Source organism: Kitasatospora sp. NPDC059160, assembly GCF_042755465.1.
In the GTDB taxonomy this organism is placed as follows: domain Bacteria; phylum Actinomycetota; class Actinomycetes; order Streptomycetales; family Streptomycetaceae; genus Kitasatospora.
On the sequence record NZ_JBHZCN010000084.1, the window covers coordinates 13,967 to 32,107 of the forward strand.

At 72.7% G+C, this 18,141-nt stretch carries 23 protein-coding genes; 12 read left to right on the top strand and 11 right to left on the bottom strand.

All coding sequences use genetic code 11. The annotated features are described in order from the left end of the window. Nucleotides 1–182 precede the first annotated feature (182 nt). Nucleotides 183–344 (top strand): hypothetical protein, encoded by a 162-nt coding sequence (locus ACFXOZ_RS30290; RefSeq protein ID WP_375888673.1) that lies wholly within the window; start codon nucleotides 183–185, stop codon nucleotides 342–344. A gap of 6 nt (nucleotides 345–350) precedes the next feature. Here the strand turns inward: ACFXOZ_RS30290 and ACFXOZ_RS30295 are convergent, their stop codons facing one another. Both ACFXOZ_RS30295 and ACFXOZ_RS30300 read right to left on the bottom strand, forming a co-directional pair. Beyond that, a complete protein-coding gene (locus tag ACFXOZ_RS30295; RefSeq protein WP_375888672.1) occupies nucleotides 351–1,988 on the bottom strand; it encodes a DNA repair helicase XPB in 1,638 nt (545 codons plus the stop codon). Between the two features lie 91 nt (nucleotides 1,989–2,079). Further along, nucleotides 2,080–2,481 (bottom strand): hypothetical protein, encoded by a 402-nt coding sequence (locus tag ACFXOZ_RS30300; RefSeq protein WP_375888670.1) that lies wholly within the window; start codon nucleotides 2,479–2,481, stop codon nucleotides 2,080–2,082. 108 nt (nucleotides 2,482–2,589) lie between these two features. On the opposite strand from ACFXOZ_RS30300, the gene ACFXOZ_RS30305 reads away from it, so the two are divergent. Beyond that, complete coding sequence (locus tag ACFXOZ_RS30305; RefSeq protein ID WP_375888668.1) at nucleotides 2,590–2,841, top strand: hypothetical protein; 252 nt, start codon at nucleotides 2,590–2,592, stop codon at nucleotides 2,839–2,841. A 33-nt stretch (nucleotides 2,842–2,874) separates the two neighbouring features. Here ACFXOZ_RS30305 and ACFXOZ_RS30310 read toward each other — a convergent pair whose 3' ends face one another. Next, entirely contained in the window at nucleotides 2,875–5,376 is a 2,502-nt protein-coding gene (locus tag ACFXOZ_RS30310) for a helicase C-terminal domain-containing protein (protein ID WP_380593366.1), read from the bottom strand. A gap of 427 nt (nucleotides 5,377–5,803) precedes the next feature. Here ACFXOZ_RS30310 and ACFXOZ_RS30315 point away from each other — a divergent pair, with 427 nt between their 5' ends. After that, nucleotides 5,804–6,508 carry a hypothetical protein gene (locus tag ACFXOZ_RS30315; protein WP_380593367.1) on the top strand — a complete coding sequence of 235 codons (705 nt, stop codon included), beginning with the start codon at nucleotides 5,804–5,806 and terminating at the stop codon, nucleotides 6,506–6,508. Nucleotides 6,509–6,584: 76 nt separating this feature from the next. On the opposite strand, the gene ACFXOZ_RS30320 is transcribed toward ACFXOZ_RS30315, so the two are convergent. Continuing rightward, nucleotides 6,585–7,211: a TetR/AcrR family transcriptional regulator gene (locus tag ACFXOZ_RS30320; RefSeq protein WP_375888658.1), complete on the bottom strand. Its 627-nt coding sequence runs from the start codon at nucleotides 7,209–7,211 to the stop codon at nucleotides 6,585–6,587. 111 nt (nucleotides 7,212–7,322) lie between these two features. Between ACFXOZ_RS30320 and ACFXOZ_RS30325 the strand changes: the two genes are divergently transcribed. Further along, complete coding sequence (locus ACFXOZ_RS30325; protein WP_375888656.1) at nucleotides 7,323–8,000, top strand: hypothetical protein; 678 nt, start codon at nucleotides 7,323–7,325, stop codon at nucleotides 7,998–8,000. A gap of 88 nt (nucleotides 8,001–8,088) precedes the next feature. Further along, nucleotides 8,089–8,595, top strand: a complete 507-nt coding sequence (locus ACFXOZ_RS30330) for a hypothetical protein (protein ID WP_380526315.1) — start codon at nucleotides 8,089–8,091, stop codon at nucleotides 8,593–8,595. On the opposite strand, the gene ACFXOZ_RS30335 is transcribed toward ACFXOZ_RS30330, so the two are convergent. Beyond that, entirely contained in the window at nucleotides 8,588–9,460 is an 873-nt protein-coding gene (locus tag ACFXOZ_RS30335) for an alpha/beta fold hydrolase (protein WP_380526313.1), read from the bottom strand. The genes ACFXOZ_RS30330 and ACFXOZ_RS30335 overlap by 8 nt on opposite strands. Nucleotides 9,461–9,526: 66 nt before the next feature. Here ACFXOZ_RS30335 and ACFXOZ_RS30340 point away from each other — a divergent pair, with 66 nt between their 5' ends. Both ACFXOZ_RS30340 and ACFXOZ_RS30345 read left to right on the top strand, forming a co-directional pair. After that, the gene (locus tag ACFXOZ_RS30340; RefSeq protein WP_375888650.1) at nucleotides 9,527–10,129 is read left to right on the top strand and encodes a TetR/AcrR family transcriptional regulator; all 603 of its coding nucleotides are present in this window, start codon (nucleotides 9,527–9,529) and stop codon (nucleotides 10,127–10,129) included. Nucleotides 10,130–10,253: 124 nt separating this feature from the next. After that, nucleotides 10,254–11,321 carry a fatty acid desaturase family protein gene (locus tag ACFXOZ_RS30345; RefSeq protein ID WP_380526309.1) on the top strand — a complete coding sequence of 356 codons (1,068 nt, stop codon included), beginning with the start codon at nucleotides 10,254–10,256 and terminating at the stop codon, nucleotides 11,319–11,321. Between the two features lie 77 nt (nucleotides 11,322–11,398). On the opposite strand, the gene ACFXOZ_RS30350 is transcribed toward ACFXOZ_RS30345, so the two are convergent. Both ACFXOZ_RS30350 and ACFXOZ_RS30355 read right to left on the bottom strand, forming a co-directional pair. After that, on the bottom strand, nucleotides 11,399–11,854 hold the full coding sequence (locus tag ACFXOZ_RS30350; RefSeq protein WP_380593368.1) for a hypothetical protein: 456 nt from the start codon (nucleotides 11,852–11,854) through the stop codon (nucleotides 11,399–11,401). 210 nt (nucleotides 11,855–12,064) lie between these two features. Further along, nucleotides 12,065–12,772 (bottom strand): carbon-nitrogen hydrolase family protein, encoded by a 708-nt coding sequence (locus ACFXOZ_RS30355; protein ID WP_380593369.1) that lies wholly within the window; start codon nucleotides 12,770–12,772, stop codon nucleotides 12,065–12,067. 226 nt (nucleotides 12,773–12,998) lie between these two features. Here ACFXOZ_RS30355 and ACFXOZ_RS30360 point away from each other — a divergent pair, with 226 nt between their 5' ends. Together ACFXOZ_RS30360 and ACFXOZ_RS30365 are read left to right on the top strand one after the other, a co-directional pair. After that, entirely contained in the window at nucleotides 12,999–13,481 is a 483-nt protein-coding gene (locus tag ACFXOZ_RS30360) for a hypothetical protein (RefSeq protein ID WP_380593370.1), read from the top strand. Between the two features lie 95 nt (nucleotides 13,482–13,576). Continuing rightward, entirely contained in the window at nucleotides 13,577–14,383 is an 807-nt protein-coding gene (locus ACFXOZ_RS30365; RefSeq protein ID WP_380593371.1) for a VanZ family protein, read from the top strand. Between the two features lie 3 nt (nucleotides 14,384–14,386). Here ACFXOZ_RS30365 and ACFXOZ_RS30370 read toward each other — a convergent pair whose 3' ends face one another. Genes ACFXOZ_RS30370 through ACFXOZ_RS30380 form a run of 3 tightly spaced genes read right to left on the bottom strand, consistent with a single transcriptional unit; the run spans nucleotide 14,387 to nucleotide 15,774 of the window. Beyond that, nucleotides 14,387–14,668 (bottom strand): DUF397 domain-containing protein, encoded by a 282-nt coding sequence (locus ACFXOZ_RS30370; protein ID WP_380593372.1) that lies wholly within the window; start codon nucleotides 14,666–14,668, stop codon nucleotides 14,387–14,389. A gap of 58 nt (nucleotides 14,669–14,726) precedes the next feature. Then, on the bottom strand, nucleotides 14,727–14,936 hold the full coding sequence (locus ACFXOZ_RS30375) for a DUF397 domain-containing protein (RefSeq protein WP_380593373.1): 210 nt from the start codon (nucleotides 14,934–14,936) through the stop codon (nucleotides 14,727–14,729). Further along, a complete protein-coding gene (locus ACFXOZ_RS30380) occupies nucleotides 14,911–15,774 on the bottom strand; it encodes a helix-turn-helix domain-containing protein (RefSeq protein ID WP_380593374.1) in 864 nt (287 codons plus the stop codon). The genes ACFXOZ_RS30375 and ACFXOZ_RS30380 overlap by 26 nt, the downstream gene beginning before the upstream one ends. A gap of 235 nt (nucleotides 15,775–16,009) precedes the next feature. Between ACFXOZ_RS30380 and ACFXOZ_RS30385 the strand changes: the two genes are divergently transcribed. Both ACFXOZ_RS30385 and ACFXOZ_RS30390 read left to right on the top strand, forming a co-directional pair. Continuing rightward, on the top strand, nucleotides 16,010–16,375 hold the full coding sequence (locus ACFXOZ_RS30385; protein WP_380526294.1) for an ATP-binding protein: 366 nt from the start codon (nucleotides 16,010–16,012) through the stop codon (nucleotides 16,373–16,375). Nucleotides 16,376–16,386: 11 nt separating this feature from the next. Continuing rightward, nucleotides 16,387–16,644: a hypothetical protein gene (locus ACFXOZ_RS30390; protein ID WP_380526292.1), complete on the top strand. Its 258-nt coding sequence runs from the start codon at nucleotides 16,387–16,389 to the stop codon at nucleotides 16,642–16,644. A gap of 177 nt (nucleotides 16,645–16,821) precedes the next feature. Here the strand turns inward: ACFXOZ_RS30390 and ACFXOZ_RS30395 are convergent, their stop codons facing one another. Then, nucleotides 16,822–17,190 (bottom strand): nuclear transport factor 2 family protein, encoded by a 369-nt coding sequence (locus tag ACFXOZ_RS30395; protein ID WP_380593375.1) that lies wholly within the window; start codon nucleotides 17,188–17,190, stop codon nucleotides 16,822–16,824. A gap of 70 nt (nucleotides 17,191–17,260) precedes the next feature. Here ACFXOZ_RS30395 and ACFXOZ_RS30400 point away from each other — a divergent pair, with 70 nt between their 5' ends. Further along, complete coding sequence (locus ACFXOZ_RS30400; RefSeq protein ID WP_380593376.1) at nucleotides 17,261–18,136, top strand: LysR family transcriptional regulator; 876 nt, start codon at nucleotides 17,261–17,263, stop codon at nucleotides 18,134–18,136. The last annotated feature ends 5 nt before the right edge of the window (nucleotides 18,137–18,141 follow it).

Genomic DNA, 18,141 nt, shown 5'->3' on the forward strand with positions numbered 1-18,141 from the left:
CCAGGTACCACGGTTCGGGAGGGGGCAGACGGACGATCCTAGACCCGTGCGCCTCGGGGTTCCAGCCCCGCAGGTCTCAGGGGGTGCCGGGGGTCCCGTACACCCGCAGGAGGACGTCCGTCCTGGTGGGTACGGCCTTCGGAGTGATGCCCTGGGCCGTCCGGGTGCCTACCGTTGGAGACATGAGCACCGAGAACCGCAACCCCCGTACGGGCCCGGCCGGCGCGACCGCCGTCCAGGGCCGCCACCGCAACCCGCTGAGCACCGCCGTGCGCAACGTCGGGATCGCGCTGGACACCGCCGCGCGCGTGATCTTCCTCGGGCGCGACGGTGTCCGGTACTGAGGCCCGCTAGAGGACGTCGTCCGCGTCGATGATGCGGTAGGCGTAGCCCTGCTCGGCCAGGAAGCGCTGCCGGTGGGCGGCGAAGTCCTGGTCCACGGTGTCCCGGGCGACCACCGAGTAGAAGTGCGCCGAGTGCCCGTCCGCCTTGGGGCGCAGCACCCGGCCGAGGCGCTGGGCCTCCTCCTGGCGGGAGCCGAAGGTCCCGGAGACCTGGATGGCCACCGTGGCCTCGGGCAGGTCGATCGAGAAGTTCGCGACCTTGGAGACGACCAGGACGCCGATCTCCTTGTTCCGGAAGGCGTCGAAGAGCTTCTCGCGCTGGGCGTTGCTGGTCTCGCCCTTGATCACGGGCGCGTCCAGGGCCTCGCCGAGCTCGTCCAGCTGGTCGATGTACTGGCCGATGATCAGCGTCTGGTCCTTCTCGTGCTTCTTGACCAGGGCCTCCACCACCCGCCGCTTGGTCGCCGTGGTGGCGCAGAAGCGGTAGCGCTCCTCCGGCTCGGCGGTCGCGTAGGCGAGCCGCTCGGAGTCGGTCAGGGTGACCCGCACCTCGCAGCAGTCGGCGGGCGCGATGTAGCCCTGGGCCTCGATCTCCTTCCACGGGGCGTCGAAGCGCTTCGGGCCGATCAGGCTGAACACGTCGCCCTCGCGGCCGTCCTCGCGCACCAGGGTGGCGGTCAGGCCGAGCCGGCGGCGGGCCTGGAGGTCGGCGGTGAACTTGAACACCGGCGCGGGCAGCAGGTGCACCTCGTCGTAGACCACCAGGCCCCAGTTGCGGGCGTCGAACAGCTCCAGGTGGGCGTAGACGCCCTTCCGCTTGGTCGTCATCACCTGGTAGGTGGCGATGGTGACCGGGCGGATCTCCTTCCGGGTGCCGCTGTACTCGCCGATCTCGTCCTCGGTGAGCGAGGTGCGCTTGACCAGCTCGTGCTTCCACTGGCGGGCCGAGACGGTGTTGGTGACCAGGATCAGCGTGGTCGACTTGGCGTGGGCCATGGCGGCGGCGCCGACCAGCGTCTTGCCGGCGCCGCAGGGCAGCACCACGACGCCGGAGCCGCCGTGCCAGAAGCCCTCGACGGCCTGGGACTGGTACGGGCGCAGCTGCCAGCCGTCCTCGTCCAGGTCGATCGGGTGCGCCTCGCCGTCCACGTAGCCGGCGAAGTCCTCGGCGGGCCAGCCGAGTTTGAGCAGCACCTGCTTGATCTGGCCGCGTTCGGAGGGGTGCACCACCACGGTGTCGGGGTCGACCCGGGCGCCGACCAGCGGGACGATCTTCTTGGAGCGCAGCACCTCCTCCAGGACCGGGCGGTCGGTGGTGGTCAGCACCAGCCCGTGGGTGGGGTGCTTGGACAGCTGGAGCCGGCCGTAGCGGCCCATGGTGTCCGCCACGTCGACCAGCAGGGCGTGCGGCACCGGGTAGCGGGAGTACTTCACCAGGGCGTCGACGACCTGCTCGGCGTCGTGCCCGGCGGCCCGGGCGTTCCACAGCCCGAGCGGGGTCACCCGGTACGTGTGCACGTGCTCGGGCGCCCGCTCCAGCTCGGCGAACGGGGCGATGGCGCGGCGGCAGTCGGCGGCCTTGGGGTGGTCGATCTCCAGGAGGAGAGTCTTGTCGCTCTGGACGATGAGCGGTCCGTCGTTCACGCGGGGGAGCCCTCCACTGGCTGACAGGCTGACTGACTGGGTCTGACGCAGACCCTCCAGTGTCGCTCATTTCGCGCGGAACGTGGGCGGGCTACTTCCATTCGTAGAGCACGGCCCGGCCCGCGCCGGTGGGCTCGTTGTCGAACTCGAACAGGCCGACCAGGTCGTTGAGGCGCAGGAAGGCGTCGGCGGCGCTCTCGAAGTAGATGCTGCCGCGCCAGCTGACGGCCCCGCCCTGGGTGAAGTGGCCGATGCCGCTGCCGTGCCAGCTGTAGGTCTCGCCCTTGTCGGTCATGCCGACGCCCTGGCCCTCGCCGAACAGCGAGCCGTCGGGCCGCAGCTCGGACTCGTAGGTGACGAACTCCCGGACGGAGTGGCCGAGCACCTGGCCGACGCCGGTCATCGACACCTCCAGTGCGGGCCCGCCGACCGTGGCCAGCACCCGTCGGCCGCTCTCCGTGGTGGTCAACTCCGCGATCCGGTCACCGAGCATGGTGGGTGCCTCCTTGTCGAGAACCCCCTGTTCCCGGAGTACGCCCGTGGGCGCGGCCCGTCAACTGCTCCGAGTGACCACGGTGCGTGCTCGCTCGTTGAGCCGGGCATGAAGAACTCGAAGCGCGTTCTCACCGCCCTGGCCCTGATGGGCACGGCCTTCGCCGCCACCGCCTCCTCGGCCGGCTCCGCCCACGCCCTCGCGGGCATCGGGGAGGGGCCCGGCGGGCTGCTGGCCGCCCCCGGATTCCTGATCGCCGACCAGGTCGGCGGCGGCTCGCTGCCGGTCGGCCAGGGCCAGATCGGCAGCCTGGCGGACCAGGCCGTCAAGCAGAAGATGAAGGAGTCGCAGGGGCACTGACGCCCCTTCACCTCCCGTCCTGCTCGTCCCGCGCTACTCGTCCAGTTCCGCGACGCCGGTGATCCGGTGCAGGGCGAAGGTGCGGAGTTCGTCGGCGTGGTGGTCGAAGGCGGTGACGAAGCCGCCCTCGACCTTCACCGGGTCGATGATCCGCTGGCTGGCGATGCCCTCGGCGTTGAGGTAGCCGATCCACATCCGCTCGCCGAGCAGGACGGCGGTCTGGAGGGTGGCGAGGGTCTCGGCGGCGGCGGTGCGGGGGAGTTGGCGCGGGTCGGGGGTCGGCTCGCGGCGGCTTGCGGTGGCGGCGCGGTCGCCGGCCCGGACGGCCTTGATCGCGGCGGCGAGCAGGGTGTCGTCGGGGGTCGGCGGCCCGTCGGGGACGGGCGTGGGGGCGCTGCGGGGCGGGGTGCGGTGGCTGTCCGGCCGGGTGATCAGGACGTCGCCCTCGGCGGATTCGGCGGCCGGGGCGTAGCCCATGGTGCGCAGGGCGGCGAGCAGGACGTCCGGGGCGGCCTGGGCGGCGAGCACGGTGGGGGCGAGCAGGCGCAGCCGCAGGTCGGCGGCGCGGCGGTCGGCGAGCACCTCGTTCAACAGGGCCGGGTCGTCGCAGCGCAGGTACGAGGAGGCCGCGCCGACCCGCAGGATGCCGTGCCGCCGGGCGACGTCGTCGATCAGGTAGGCGAGCGGCTGGGGGACGGGCGTACGGCTGTGCTGGGCCAGGAAGGCCTGGAGGTCGGCGGCGGTGCGGCCGGCGTCGAGGGCGCGGCGTACGGAGGTCGGGGTGAAGCGGTAGACGGTGGCGCCGCCCTTGGACTCGATGTCGGCGCAGAGCGCGAGCGCCTGGGCGAGCGGGGTGAGCAGCGGGCCGGGGGCGATCGCGGTGAGGTCCGGCTGGAGGATCACGTGGTCCAGCGGCCGCGGGAGCAGCGGGGCGAGCACCTCGGCCGGGTCGGACTCGGCGGTGAGCAGGGCGCGGGCGGGGGCGCCGAGGGCGCCGCGGCCGGTGATGCCGAGCAGTTCGGCCTCGGCGAGGGTCCAGGTGGTGAGGTCGTCGCGCAGCTCGTGGCCGTCCGGGCCGGTGGGGCCGCCGCGCAGCGGGCGCTGCCAGCGCAGGGTGGGCAGCAGTTCCGCGGCGGTGGCCGGGGTGCCGGGCGGGAGTTCGGCGAGCAGGGCGAGGGCGGCCCGGCGTACGGACGGGGCGAGGGTGCGGTCGAGTTCGGGGCCGAGGGCGGCGCGCGGCTTGCCCTTGCCGTCCTGGGTGCCGGTGAGGGCGGGGACGCGGGTGGCGGTGAGCCAGGCGGCGGCCAGGACGGACCAGCGTTCGGCGGTGTCCAGTTGCAGCCAGCCGTCGTAGGCCGGGGTCGGCGCCCAGCATTCGTCGGCCTCGCCGTCGGGGGCCAGCAGCCCGGCGGTGTAGGCGAGTTCGAGCCAGAAGGCGGCCTGCTGCTCGGTGGCTTCCAGGGTCTGGGCGGCGCGCTTGAGGTCGCGTACGCCGAGGCCGCCGGCCCGCAGGGTGGGCGGCGGGGTGAGGCCCCAGGTGTCGAGGAGTTCCTCGACGGTCTTGACGGCGGTGTGCGCCTGGCCGGCGGCGGCGTTGTCCACGGTCTGTGGATCGCGCGGGGGCGCGGCGGGCGCGGGCTCGGGCTGGAGCGGTTCGACGGTGCGGTGGGTGCGGCCGCCGCGCAGGTGCAGGGCCAGTTCGCGGGGCAGCACCACGCTGCCCGGGCTGGTGGGCAGCAGCAGGCCGCGGGCCAGCAGCCATTCGACCGGGCTCTGCGCGTCCTCGGCGGTGACCGGGCGGGTGGCGTCCGGGACGGTGCCGGTGGGCGGTCCCCAGACCAGCCGGTCCAGCAGCCGCAGGGCCGGCTCGGGGGCGGTGTCCAGCAGGGCGGTGCAGCGGGCGCGGTCGGTGAGCAGGGCGGCCAGGGCCGCGACCGCGGTGACCGGGTCCGGGGTGGCGGGCTGCCCGGCGGAGGCGAGCAGTTGTTGCAGCCGGGCCGGGGACATGCCGGTGGTGGCGTCGGCGAGGGTCGGGCCGAGGCCGGTGCGGCCGGGGTTGGCGGCGGTCGGGGCGAGCGCCTCGCGGACGGCGAGCACCAGCCGCAGGCCGTTGTCGGGGCCCCAGAGCAGCGCCCGGTCGCGCAGGACGGCGACGGCGCGGGGGAGCGCGGCGGCGACGGCGGCGCGGTCGGCCGGGGTGAGCGGGGTAGCGCCCGGGTGCGGCTTGACCTTGGCCGGGCCGGTCAGCAGGGTGCGGACGGTGGCCAGGGAGGTGCCGTCCGGGGCGGTCGCCAGGGCCTCGGCGACCTGGAGGGTGAACCGGTCGAGCCGCTCCAGGGCGCGCAGCGCCGAGGCGCGCGAGGACAGCCGGGCGGAGAGCTGGGTGAGGTCGCCGGGGACGGGGTTCAGCAGGTCGGGGCGGGACCGGAGCAGGGCGGCGAGCGCGTCGTCCGGGCGGGCGCGCAGTTCCTCGGCGAGGGTGCGGGGGCCGGCGGGCGTCCTGCTCTGGCGTTGAGGGCCCTGCTGTGTGGTCATTCGACCTAGGTTAGTCGGGCGCGCCGACGGTGGGGTGTGCTCCTGCGGCGGGCCGGGGTCGGGCCGGGGTTGGGCCGGGTGGCCGGCCGGGGTCGGTGCGCTCGGGGGCGGCGGCGTGCGCGGCGGTGTGCGCGGCGGGTTCGTGGCGGGACTCGCGTCGGCGGGGCACGGTGGGTAGCGTCACCGCCGAGGGCGGTTCGGTGGGCGGTCGCCGCTGTTCGGCGGACGGCGTGGGCGAGGCGGGGTGTCGGTGATGACGGACGGCGAGTGGTGGCGCAAGAGCGGGCCGTGGAGCGAGCGGTCGGGGTCGTCGGGTGCGGCCGTGCCGTCGACGCCCGCCGCGCCGTCGACGCCTCCCCCGGCTGCTCCGCCGGCCGGTGCGTCCGAGGGGCCGGCGGCGGAGGACAGTGTGTACGGGCCCTCGGTCGTGTCCGGGTACACCGGGACGGGCGCCATCCCGAACGTGTCGCTGGACCTGCCGGGCGTCTCCTCGCCCGAGGCCGGTGCGGAGTCGATCCCGCCGCCGACGGTGCAGAGTTCGAGCCCGTGGACGATGACGATGCTCGACTTCTCGGACGCGCCGCGGCCGGTGCCGAAGCCGATCCCCGAGCAGCGCGCGGAGGAGGCGGCGCAGGACGCGGCGCAGGCCGGGGGACCGGCCGGACAGGCCGGTGGGCGGCCGGTGCGCCTGTCGAAGCGGCAGCGGAAGGCACAGGCCAAGGCCACGCAGGCGAAGGCCGCGAAGGCCGCCGCGGCCCAGGGGGCCCGCAGGCCGTCCCCGCTGATCCTGCTGTCCTGCGGGCTGTTGGTCGGCGGTGCGGTGTCCGGGTTCTTCCCGGCCATGCTGGCGGGCTGGGGGCTCGGCTACCTGTCCCGTCAACTCTCCGATCTGACGCGTAAGTTCGTGATCCTGGGGATCCCGCTGGTGACGATGAGCGCGACCGCGCTGTTCGCGATGCGAACGGCCAAGCAGGGGGCGGGCGGTGGCGGTGGCGGGGTGCAGACCGGTTCCCCGCTGGGGCAGTTCAGCTGGTCGATGGCTCCGGGCGTGTTGCGCACCGCGGCGGTGCTGACGGCGGTGGTGCTGTTGCTGCTGAGCATGCGCCGCCGGCCGCCGCAGCAGCAGGGCTGAGCCCTCGGGCCGTCCCCGTCCCCGTGCCCGTGCCCGTGCCCGCCCCCGCCCCCGGGCCCGGGGGCGGCCCGGCGGTTCAGCAGAGCGCCGTGAAGCCCGTGCAGAGCAGGCGGATGCTGCGGACGTACTTCTCGTCCTGGCCGATGCGCGGGATCAGGTCGCCCATGACCAGCGGGAACCGTTCGCACAGGTCGGCGTAGAGCTCGGCGGTGACGGTCGGCGGGGCGGCGGGCTGGTTCTGCTCCTGGAGCACGAAGCCGGTGACGTGGCTGAGCAGGGTGTCGGCGGCGGTGCCGCAGTGCTCGGCGGGCAGGCCGGCGTCGAGGAGGGTGCGCAGCAGGCGTTCCATCAGGGAGAGGCCGCCGGTGCTGAGCACGCCGGGGCTCTCGGCGAGGAGTTGGGCGCCGCCGGCGTGCTGTTTGATCTCGTGGCGCAGGGTGGTGGCCTGGGCCTCGACGCGGTCCTGCCAGCGGGCGTCGGGCGGGAGGGCGGCAAGGGCGGCGGTGCCCGCGTCGTAGGCGCGGCGGCTGATCCGGTCGGCCATCAGGGCGAGCAGTTCGTCCTTGCCGCGCACGTGGTAGTAGAGGCTGCCGGCGTGGGCGTCGAGGCGTTCGGCGACCTGGCGCATGGACAGGTTCTGGTAGCCGACCTCGGCGAACACGGCCATGCCGGCATCGACGATGCGCTCCTTGGTGAGCTTCATGCGGTCCACCGTACCTCGTTTTCCAACACTGTTCGAAAACTGTGCTAGCTTTGTCCCCATCAGGTTTTCGAACGGCGTTGGAAAACGTCCGAACCGGGGGGAGGGCCAGTCATGGACGCCATCGTCTTCAACGTGACCACGGCTGCGCTGATGGTCATGATGGTCAACTGCGGGCTCGGCGTGGTCGGCCGTGACACCCTGCGCGGACGGCCGCTCCCGTGGGCGGCGATCGCCCTGACCGCCGTCGCCGTCGGCGGGGTGCTGCTCCAGCTGGTGTGGTCCGGCGCCATGGACGCGCTGGACGCGGACCCGGCCCGGTCCGGCTGGTGGCGCGAGTACACCTCGGTGTTCATGCAGAACGGCGGCCTCTTCGGCGGCCTGTGGAACCTCGTCACCCTCGCCGCCGTCGCCGCGCTCGCCCAGTGGTACTGGGGCGGCACGCTCACCCTCGGCTTCTTCCTGGCCGGCATCCTGCTGCCCGGCCGGATCGACACCCTGCTCGGCATCGGCGGCGGCCCCAGCACCGACCCCCGCAACTTCGCGGGCAGCTCCGGCGCCACCTACTTCCTCGGCGCCACCCTGGCCCTCGCCTTCCTCACCCGCACCCGGCTCCCCAAGGAGCTCGCCCTGGCCGCCGGCGTCCCGGTGCTCGGCCTGGCGATGTGGTTCGCCCAGGAGAACGGCCACGGGCTGGTGTCGGTCTACGGCTTCGTGCTCGCCGGGGCGGTCTGGGCGGTCCGGCGGCAGGTGGTGGCGCGGCGCGGGGCGGCGGACCGGGCGGCGGCCTGACGGTAGCGCGGCCCCCGGGCCCGTCGCCCAACTCCCTTGCGGGGTACGGTGACGGGCCCGATCCCGTTCCGCGACCCGGAGGTGCCCGGTGGCCCGTCTGTACGTCCGTTCCGACCTCGACCCGAGCGACCGGGAGGCGCACGTCGCCGTCCTGGTCGTCGACCCCGACGGCACCCCGGGCGAACGGGCGCTGGACCGGCTCGGCTCGTACTGCTACGAGGGCGACCGGGCCTTCTTCCTGCTGGCGACGGACGGTTGGGCCGAGCAGAGCCGGGACGGCGACCGGTTGACGGTGTCGATCGCCGTCTACCCGTACGCCCTGGTGCAGGTGCGCGTCGACCCGTTCGACTTCCCGCTCCGTTCGGCCCTCGATCCGGAGGCCGCCGTGGTCCTCACCGCCGAGGTGACCGTCCCGGGCCTGCCGGCCCGGCTCTCCGAGGCCACCGCCGTGTTCACCGGGGCGGCCGACGTGCCCCTGGAGGTGCTGCTGGCCTCCGAGGACGACTGGCCGATGGTCCTCGCGCCCGGGCCGGCCGAGGACGAGGACGACGACGGGGCGGACGGGGCGTACGAGGGCGCCAGGGCGGTCAACTGACCTGCGAGGCGGCCATGGTGAGGATCCCGTCGAGGACTGCCGCCGGGTCGTCCGTGGTCAGCGAGTGCCCGGCGCCGGGCACGATCCGGACCCGGGCGGCCGGGGCGAGCCGGTGCAGCCGCTCGGCGACGGCCCGGGTGTCGTGCAGGGCGCTGCGCTCGCCGAGCAGGAAGAGCGCGGGCACGTCGAGGCGGGCCAGTTCGGCGTCGTCGAGGGTGGTGGCCAGCGGCAGGCGGCGGCGGAAGCCGGTCGAGGCGCGCATCAGGGTCATCAACTCGGCCTCCAGGATGGCGCTGTTGCCGACCGCCCGGGCCAGGCGGGGGCGGAGCGCGCGCGGGGCCAGGGCGGCGAGGCCGCCGAGGATCACCCAGGTGTAGAAGCGGCGGCCGACGTCGGCCAGGCCGGCCGGGTCGACCAGGGTGAGGGTGGCGGTCCGGCCGGGGTGGCGGAGCTGGTGGTGGAGGGCGATCCAGCCGCCGTAGGAGCAGCCGACCAGGTGGGCGGTGGGGACGTCGAGCGCGGCGAGGAGGTCCTCCAGCCAGTCGGCGGCGTCGTGGCCGTCCCTGATCGGGGTGGTCTGCACGCTGGCGCCCGGTTCGCCGACGGTGTCCACGGCGATGACGGGGTGCCGCTGGGCGAGGCGTTCGACGTACGCGTGCCACATCAGCGCGTTGCCGCCGGAGCCGGGGAGCAGGACGACCGGCTGTCCGTGGGCGGGGCCGGCGCGCAGGACGCGGGTGGCGCCGAAGGCGGTGGGCACGGTCGTCGCGGTGCGCTGCCCGGGCCAGAGGCGGGTCAGGGCGTGCTCGTAGGCGGTGCGGAAGCGGGCTTCGGCCTTGCCGTTCGTGAACTCGCTGATTCGCATGGTACATGTGTATCACATGCATGATACGTGTGTACCAATGTGCACCGGGACAAGGGAGGCCGAACCGTGGCCGAGAAGGTCGACCATGAGGAACGCCGACGGCAGATCGCCGAGGCCCTGCTGCGCATCGCCGACACCGAGGGCCTCCAGTCGGCCAGCATGCGGGCGGTCGCGACCGAGGCCGGCGTCTCGCTCCGGCTCGTCCAGTACTACTTCACGACCAAGCAGGGCCTGCTGCTGGACGCCCTGGCCCGGCTCGGCACCCAGCTCCAGGCCCGGATGGAGCGCTGGATCGGCGAGGCCCGCGCCCCGCGCGAGGTGGTGACCGCGATCCTCTCCTGCATCCTGCCGACCGACGCCGAGAGCCGCCGGATCACCCGGACGTACGCGGCGTACTACACGCTGGTGCTGGGCGACCCCGAGGTGCTGGAGCAGCGGGCCGCGCAGCCGCCCGTCGTCCTGGAGGGCTTCCTGGTCAAGCAGTTGCGCGCCGCCCAGGCGGCCGGAACGATCGCACCCGGGCGGGACGTCGGGATGGCCGCCGCCGGGCTGCTGGCGATGGTCAACGGGCTGGGGGCGAGCGTCCTCGGCGGCCAGCGCACCGGCGAGCAGGCGCTGGCCGTCCTCACCCACCACCTGGACGAGCTGTTCCTGGCGCCGCGCGGTTAGCGTCCCCGCTGCCCTCGGTGCCGCTCCGGCCTGCTGCCACCCCTCCGGCTGCGGGGGTTAACACCCGTACGGGAAGGGTGCTTTCCCCGTTCTGCGGCCGTGTCCGGCGCACCAGACTCGGGGCATGCCCACACAGCCCGTGACGATGACCAAGGCCGCGCCGGCTCCGGCGGCCGCCGCCCCGCAGCCGGAGGGCGGCGGCAGCGACTTCGCCCAGCTGAGCCGCCGGATCGCCGCCGAGGGCCTGCTGGACCGCCGTCCCGGCTACTACGCGGCCCGCATCGGGCTGGTGCTCTTCGCGTTCGTCGACGGCTGGTGCGCCCTGTACGCGATCGGCGACACCTGGTGGCAGCTCCTCCTGGCCGCCGTGATGGCCGTGGTCTTCGCCCAGGTCGCCCTGCTCTCGCACGACCTGGCGCACCGCCAGGTGTTCACCCGGCGGGCGCCCAGCGAGATCGGCGGCCGGATCGCCGCCAACCTGCTGATGGGCATGAGCTACGGCTGGTGGATGAACAAGCACACCCGCCACCACGCCAACCCCAACCACGAGGAGCGCGACCCGGACGTCTCGCCCGACCTCGTCGTCTGGTCCCAGCGGCAGGCCCGGCAGGCGAGCGGACTGGCCCGCTTCATCGGCCGCCGGCAGGCGTACCTGTTCTTCCCGCTGCTCCTGCTGGAGGGCCTCAACCTCAGCTTCAACAGCTTCCGGGCGCTGCGCGGCCCCGCGGTGAAGCGGCCGGTGCTGGAGGGCGTCCTGCTGGTCGTCCACTTCGCGGCCTACTTCGGCCTGGTCTTCGGCGCGTTGCCGTTCGGCAAGGCCGTGGCCTTCGTCGCCGTGCACCAGGCGCTGTTCGGCGTCTACCTGGGCTGCGTCTTCGCGCCGAACCACAAGGGCATGCTGATGGTGACGCCCGGGATGCGGCTCGACTTCCTGCGCCGCCAGGTGCTCACCTCGCGCAACGTCCGCGGCGGCCCGATCCTCGACGCGCTGATGGGCGGCCTCAACTACCAGGTGGAGCACCACCTGTTCCCCAGCATGCCGACCCCCGCGCTCGGGCGGGCCGCCCGGATCACCCGGGAGTTCTGCGCCGAGAAGGACATCCCGTACTACGAGGTCGGCCTGCTCCGCTCGTACCGGGAGATCCTCACCCACCTGCACCGGACCGGGGAGCCGATCCGTTCCGGGAGTTGAGGGGCCGCCGGGGCCGCCGGGGCCGGTACGGCGGGGATGCGCAGGAAGTCGGCGGGGCCGACTTCCTGCGCCGTGGGTTACTCCCGGCCGTTCCGGCCCGGGAGGGCACCGGGGCCGGGCGGAAGCTGGGGCGGCAGGCCGTCCCCGCCCGCGGTGAGGGTGTCCGGCATGGTGGCCGCGGTGCAGAAGCCGTACACGTACAGGTCGAACGGCTGCGAGCTGTTGTTCCGCCCGCCGGCCATCCACCCCCGGGGGCCGTGGTTCCACCAAGGCGTGCTGACGGTCATGGTGAAGTCGCCGGGGCCGGCACTCGACTGGACGCCGCCGCTGATGGCCATCTCACCGGCCGGGCACTGCCTGCTCAGCACCGTGGCCTCCTCTCCCGGCTGGAGGGTGAGGTAGTTCCCCACCGCGTGGAGCAGGAGCGGCTCGTCGGCGATCCGGGCGGGGCCGGCCTGCTCCGCGAAGGCGATGTCGGAGCCGACGGCGAGCGCCGCCAGGACCGACACGGCGATGACACGACTGCGTTTCACGAGGACCTCCCGTACGACCGATGCGTCGCGAGGCTCCATCACCGTTCCGCGGGCCTTCCACCGCCCCGTTCACCCGGAGGCCGCAAGAGGCAACGATTCTCCGCCGCCTCTTCGAGTGAGGTCAGGCGGCCCCCACCGGATGGCCGGGGTCGTCCAGCCACACCGCCTGGCCGTCCGGCGAGACGGTGAGCCCGGCGGGGGCCGTCTCCGCTACGGGATGTCGGCGACGGCGACCGTCGGCGTGTGGTCGTCGGCCTCGGCGAGGGGGGTGCCGTCGGGGGACCAGAGGGCGGCGCCGCCGCAGCCGGTCCAGGGGCCGGAGGGGCCGACGTGGTTGGCGAGGACGACGTGCATGCCGGTCTGCCGGGCGATGCCCGGGTAGACGGTGGCGCGTTCGTGGATGCCGCCGCCGGTGCCGTAGAGGGAGCTGGCGAGGTGGACGTCGCAGCCGTCGGTGCCGCCCCGGCCGGTGAGGTCGGGGAAGTGGTTGTCGAAGCAGGTGGCGAGGGCGAAGCGGAGGCCGCCGAGTTGGAAGCGGCCGTCCTGGTCGCCCGCGGTGAAGGTGCCCTGTTCGTTCTCGTAGAGGTGCTGCTTGAGGTAGGTGGTGATCAGTGTGCCGTCGGGCCCGTAGACGTAGGTGCCGATGGCGGGTCGGGGTCCGTCGGTGGGGACGGCGCAGTTGAGGACGACGGCGATGCCGGTGGCCCGGAGCGGGGCGAGGCGGGGGTCGTCCGGGGTGACCCAGAGGGTGGGGTCGGCGGCGAGGGCTTCGAGTTCGTAGCCGGTGAGGGAGAGTTCGGGGAAGACGATCAGTTCGGCGCCCTGGGCGCGGGCCTGCTCGGCGAGGGCGACGAGTTGCCGGACGTTGGCGGGGATGTCGGCGGGGGCGCAGGTCAGTTGGGCGGCAGCGATCTTCATGACGTTCAGCATCGCAGGAAGTCGGCCTGGTCGACTTCCTGTTTTCGGTGCCCCCGAAGCACTCCCGGGGGCACCTTCGGAGGTGCCTCCGGGAGTGCTTCGGGGGCCGGGGAGTGCCTCTCGACGTGACTAGATCAAATGTTCCTCAGATGAGCTCACGAACCGTCGAACCGCGACCCTAGAGTCGGTTCGCACACCCTCTGGTTCACAATTCCGATGGAGCATCATGACGTTGATACGCCTGGCAGCCCTCGCGGCATCCCTGCTGGTCGCCCCGGTCGCGGGCGCCACCACCGCCCAGGCCGTTCCGGCCGACCCGACCCCGCCCCTGAGACAGGTCTCGGTCGAGATCGACGACAGCGCCGCGCCCGTCGCGGCCGGGACGGTCTCCGCCTTCGCGGACACGAAGCTCAGCAGCGGGGTGCTGAGCTTCTGGGCGCAGAGAGGTAGCCAGGCGGGCGGCAGCTACTACTCGATGAACGCCGGGATCTCGTACAAGAAGGACAAGGGCGGCAAGATCAACGCCCGGTTCTTCTACGAGGAGGGCGGCAACAAGCACTGGGACCAGGGGGCGTTCGAGCAGAAGGCCGGCGAGACCAAGAGTTACGGCTGGGGCGGCGCCGCGCTGCCCGCGAACTGCAGCGCGGTCGGCGGCATGGAGGTCACGGGCCAGGGCACCTTCCTGACCCCGCCGGAGCACCCCTGCTGAGGGGCGTCCGGTGAGTGAGTGAGCAGGTCGGTGGGCGCTCGGGGGCGTCCACCGGCCCGCTGCGTTGTCCGAGAGAAGTGCTGCCGGAAGAGCCGATGATCGAAGCGAGTCTGTCCGCCGTTCCCGCCCTGCTGCCCGTGTTCGGGGTGGTGGCGTTGTTGTTCTGTTCCGTCGCCGTGTGGCTGGCCCGTCGGAAGGGGGCGCCGGTGGTGCCGGCCGGGCTGCTGGGGGTGTGCCTGGCGGGGGAACTGGCGGTGACCCTCACTCCGACGACCGGGGGAGCGTCGTCGCGGCCCAGCTGTTCGATCGGGCCGGAGGCGTGGGGGGAGGCGCTGTCCGAGCAGGGGGTGCTGAACGTCGGGCTGTACGTGCCGGTGGCATGGCTCGGGGTGCTGGTGTTCCGGCGGCCGGTGACGGTGCTGGCGGGCTGCGGGGTGCTGTCCGCGGTGACCGAGCTGAGCCAGACCCTGCTCGGGACGGGGCGGGCGTGTGACGCGGCGGACTTCGTCGACAACTCGGCGGGTGCGGTGCTGGGGGTGCTGCTCGGGGTCGCTTGGGTGCTGGTGCGGCGACGGGGGCTGCCGGAGCCGGTGCGGGACGTCCGGAACGGGGTGGTGCTGGGCGTGGTGGGGTCGGTGGCCGTGGGGCTGGCGCTGTATGTCGCCGTTCCGGTCTACCGGAATCCTGCGGGCTTCGTCCGGTCGGAGACGGAGGACATCGTGACGGTGACGGAGGACGCGAAGCGGTTGTTCGGGGCGGAGGTGAAGGTGCTGACCACCTCGTCGGGCGGCGCCGTGCTGAGCGTCGGCACGGACCGGGGCACCTTCGAGCTCGAACAGCCGGGCGGGCGGCTGGCCTTCGTGGATGCGCTCTCCGGGCAGGTCGTCGCACAGCAGGGCTGAGGGTTAGGCGTGGTGGTCGAACTCGCCGGCCTTGATGCCCTGAAGGAGCGCGGCGAGGGCGGCCGGTGTGGTGCGGAGGACGAGGTGGCCGTCGTCGGACTCGCGCAGTTCGACGGACCTGTCGGCCGCACGCACCTCCACGCACTCGTTGTTCGCGGCGCTGTAGCTCGCCTTCTGCCATTGATGCATTCTGGCCTCCGAGAGGTCGAGCTCGTTCATCCGGACCTCGACGCACGCGTTGTTCGCGCCGGAGTAGCTGGACTTCTGCCACATCGAGTCATGCATCCGCTCTCCGCAAGCTCGGTCGGCCCGTCGCGCGTTGGCCGCGCGACGGGCTGGGAGGTTAGGCGTGGTGGTCGAACTCCCCGGCCTTGATGCCCTGGAGGAGGGCGGCGAGGGCGGCCGGTGTGGTGCGGAGGGCGAGGTGGCCGTCGTCAGACTCGCGCAGTTCGACGGCCCCGTTGGCTATACGGACCTCCACGCACTCGTTCGAAGCCCCGCTGTAACTGGACTTCTGCCACATGGAGTCACGCATACTTGCCTCGCATCTCATACTCGATGGATCGAATGAACTCCCGCGACTTGGGCTCGGAGAGCGCAACGGAGTTTAGGCGTGCGAACACATCTCGATGGCGCGTCAGGCTCGGCTGGGCGTCGAAGTACATGCTGCCCATTGCAGTATCCATCTGGAGTGTGGCGAGTTCGGGTACGGGGCCCTCGATGAACATGATGTTCTCGCCGCCGCCGGGGAAGGTGTCGAGGTCGAAGGGCACTACGCGGACGGAGATTCGACCAGTCAGCGAGTCGTCGACGAGATGATTCAGCTGATCGGCGAGGACCCGGGGTCCTCCGAACTGCATTCGCAGCGCTGCTTCATGGATGAACGACGCGTACGGTGTTTTGCCATGTCGAACAGCCTCCTTCCGCTGCATGCGGAAGGACGTCCGTACGTCGAGGTCGTGGCTGGGAGGCGAAGGAGTGAAGCGTGAGAACATCGCAGCCGCGTAGTCCTCGGTCTGCTGCAGGCCCGGGACGTACGTCGTGGCCCAGGTCGAGATGCTGTGCGCGTTCGCCTCAAGCTCGGCGATCTCCAGAAAGTCCGTGGAAAGCGTCCCGCGATACTTCTCCCACCAGCCCTTCCCGCGCTCCGAGACCATGTCGGCCAAGGCATCGATCAGTGGCTGGTTGCCGCAGAGGCATGCCGCGGCTATGGTGCGCAGCCGCTCGACGCTGATGCCGCTCTTCCCGGTCTCCATCTGGGTGACCTGGGCGGCGTGGATGCCGAGTTCGCGTGCCAGCTGGTTGCCGCCGAGGCCGGCCTGCTCCCGCATCCTTCGCAGCTCAGTTCCCACTCGCCGTTGGCGCAGGGTTGGGTTCGGTCGAAGGGCCATGGCGTCCTCTCTGCGGGTGCTGCGACCAGTCTGCCCCACGTTAGAGGGAAGTTTTGCGCGAAGGTCTTAAGCGAAAGACTGTGTGCGCTATCGTCGTTCTCACTTCGATCCGACGGATCGTCAGTAACGCTTGCCAGCAAGCGCCGCAGAGCAGCCATGCCCATCTGCCTGGCCTGGCTCACGGCGACGTGTGTCCGCCGGATTCCCCCTCTCAACCACGCCCGGGAGAACTCCCATGCGTCACCTCAACACGCCCTCGCTCGCCCTTGGCCGCCAGTCCCTCCAGGACGCCATGGTCCGCCTCGGCTGGCCCGCCACCACCATCTTCGAGGCCGAACTCTGCCTCCACGAACTCCTCGTGAACGCCTGGCACCACGGCAAGACCCCCGCCCCCGTCGTCCAGATCCTCGCGATGACCCGCAACACCCTCCGGGTCTCCGTCTCCGACGAGAGTCCGCTCTTCCCCGACCTCCACGCCCCCTCCGTCCTCGCCGAGTCCGGGCGCGGGCTCCAGCTGGTCGAGGGCCTCACCACCCGCTGGGGCGTCGACCCCCGCGAGCACGGCAAGGTCGTCTGGTTCGAGCTGGACGGTGGCCAGTGAGCCGCCACCCCATGCAGCCGACCGATCCCCGGATCCGCGCTTTCACGGACGCCCACATCCGTACGCTCCTCGCCGAACTCGACGAGCGCGGGCGCAAGTTCGGCCTGATCTTCCCCTCGGTCGCCACCGACCGCACCCTCGACGGCCGCGTCCTGGTCTGCTTCAACACGGCCCCGGCGTCGACCCTGCTGAACCTCCTCACCCTCCTCCTCGACGCCGACCGCGACCGAGACCGAGACCGCGAGCGGAACACCCCGTGCGGTTCCTGATCGCCGCCGCCTTCGCGACGCTCCTCGCCCTCGCGATCGCCACGGTCGCCCTGGGCGTCGTCACCGCCCTCCGGGCGGCTCCGCCGGAGCCCGACGAGGAGGCCTGAGCGCGAACAGCCGAAGAGGGCCGCCACCGCCCCCGGCGATCACGGCCCCCTGCTGTTCTGCCCGCCCTGCTCAGGCCTTCTTCTCGAACCCCGCGATCAGTTCGCGCGGGTCGAAGGTGACCCGGATCCGCGCGATCTTCCCGTCCTCCACGTGCATCCAGTTCGCCGTCGGTGCCGGCGGCGCGATGCTGGTGTTCAGCTCGAACCAGGTGATGACCTCGTCGCCCTCCGCCACCCGCACCTTCACGTCGATCTTCTCCAGCGCCTGACCGAGCCCCCGCAGCCCGCCCAGCGCCTGGTCGATCCCGGCCGCCTTGCCGAGCGGGCCCACGAAGTCGACGTCCTCGGCCAGCAGGCCCCGGAGGGTGTCGAAGTCGCCTGCCTCCCAGGCGGTGAAGTAGGTCTCGGCCAGCTCTCGCGCGTTCTTCGTCGTCGTCATGCCTCCATCCTTCCGCCACCTCATCCATCCGTCCAACAGATAGATCCGATGCCAGTTATCATCATCAGTTATGGAGATGCACCAGCTGCGCTACTTCGCCGCCGTCGTCGACGAGGGTTCCTTCACGGCCGCCGCCGCCCGCCTGCACGTCAGCCAGTCCGGAGTGAGCACCCAAGTGGCCAAGCTGGAGAAGGAGTTGGGTCAGACCCTGCTCGACCGCAGCGGCCGCCGGGTCCACCTCACCCCGGTCGGCGAGGCCATCCTCCCGCTCGCCAAGAACGCGCTGGCCACCCTGGACGCCATCCAGCACACCGCCGCCGAGTTCGCCGACGCCGTACGCGGCCGGGTCCGGCTCGGCATGATCATGGGCTGCTCGATCCCGCCGTTCCTGGACACCGTGGCCGACCTCGGCCGCACCCACCCCGGTATCGAGCTGAGCCTCCACGAGGGGCACTCCGACCTGCTCCAGTCCCGGGTCCTGGCGGGCGCCCTCGACCTGGCCCTGATCGGCTACGCGGGCGAGGTGGCCCCCGGCCTGGAGGTCGGGGTGGTGGTCGACGACCCGATCGCCGCCGTCGTTCCCGTCGGCCACCCCCTCGACCGTCCGGGGCTGACCCTCGCCGACCTGCGCGGCGAGAAGATCCTCTGCCTCTCCCCGGGCACCGGGCTCCGTGCCGCCTACGACCGCTCCTGCGCCCAGCTCGGCCTCGACCCGCGCGTGGACATCGAGGCCAGCTCCCCGGCGGCGGTGCTCCGCCTGGCCGAGCGCGGCGCCGGGGTGGCCGTGCTCAGCGCCTCCGCCGTGGAGGGCGCCGGCCTGCGGGCCGTCCCGCTGACGGACGCCGCCACGAACGCCCGCCTCGGCCTGGTCGCCCGCCGCGACCAGCACTCCCCGGCCGTGCGCCTCCTCCACGGCAAGCTCACGGCGGCGATGCGGACCGACTGAACTGC

Coding starts and splice junctions, on each gene's coding strand:
- ACFXOZ_RS30290 (WP_375888673.1), top strand. CDS start 183: ATGAGCACCGAGAACCGCAACCCCCGTACGGGCCCGGCCGGCGCGACC.
- ACFXOZ_RS30390 (WP_380526292.1), top strand. CDS start 16,387: ATGCAGCCGACCGATCCCCGGATCCGCGCTTTCACGGACGCCCACATC.
- ACFXOZ_RS30385 (WP_380526294.1), top strand. CDS start 16,010: ATGCGTCACCTCAACACGCCCTCGCTCGCCCTTGGCCGCCAGTCCCTC.
- ACFXOZ_RS30400 (WP_380593376.1), top strand. CDS start 17,261: ATGGAGATGCACCAGCTGCGCTACTTCGCCGCCGTCGTCGACGAGGGT.
- ACFXOZ_RS30365 (WP_380593371.1), top strand. CDS start 13,577: ATGATCGAAGCGAGTCTGTCCGCCGTTCCCGCCCTGCTGCCCGTGTTC.
- ACFXOZ_RS30345 (WP_380526309.1), top strand. CDS start 10,254: ATGCCCACACAGCCCGTGACGATGACCAAGGCCGCGCCGGCTCCGGCG.
- ACFXOZ_RS30305 (WP_375888668.1), top strand. CDS start 2,590: ATGAAGAACTCGAAGCGCGTTCTCACCGCCCTGGCCCTGATGGGCACG.
- ACFXOZ_RS30325 (WP_375888656.1), top strand. CDS start 7,323: ATGGACGCCATCGTCTTCAACGTGACCACGGCTGCGCTGATGGTCATG.
- ACFXOZ_RS30395 (WP_380593375.1), bottom strand. CDS start 17,190: ATGACGACGACGAAGAACGCGCGAGAGCTGGCCGAGACCTACTTCACC.
- ACFXOZ_RS30380 (WP_380593374.1), bottom strand. CDS start 15,774: ATGGCCCTTCGACCGAACCCAACCCTGCGCCAACGGCGAGTGGGAACT.
- ACFXOZ_RS30300 (WP_375888670.1), bottom strand. CDS start 2,481: ATGCTCGGTGACCGGATCGCGGAGTTGACCACCACGGAGAGCGGCCGA.
- ACFXOZ_RS30320 (WP_375888658.1), bottom strand. CDS start 7,211: ATGAAGCTCACCAAGGAGCGCATCGTCGATGCCGGCATGGCCGTGTTC.
- ACFXOZ_RS30360 (WP_380593370.1), top strand. CDS start 12,999: ATGACGTTGATACGCCTGGCAGCCCTCGCGGCATCCCTGCTGGTCGCC.
- ACFXOZ_RS30310 (WP_380593366.1), bottom strand. CDS start 5,376: ATGACCACACAGCAGGGCCCTCAACGCCAGAGCAGGACGCCCGCCGGC.
- ACFXOZ_RS30375 (WP_380593373.1), bottom strand. CDS start 14,936: ATGAGATGCGAGGCAAGTATGCGTGACTCCATGTGGCAGAAGTCCAGT.
- ACFXOZ_RS30370 (WP_380593372.1), bottom strand. CDS start 14,668: ATGCATGACTCGATGTGGCAGAAGTCCAGCTACTCCGGCGCGAACAAC.
- ACFXOZ_RS30355 (WP_380593369.1), bottom strand. CDS start 12,772: ATGAAGATCGCTGCCGCCCAACTGACCTGCGCCCCCGCCGACATCCCC.
- ACFXOZ_RS30335 (WP_380526313.1), bottom strand. CDS start 9,460: ATGCGAATCAGCGAGTTCACGAACGGCAAGGCCGAAGCCCGCTTCCGC.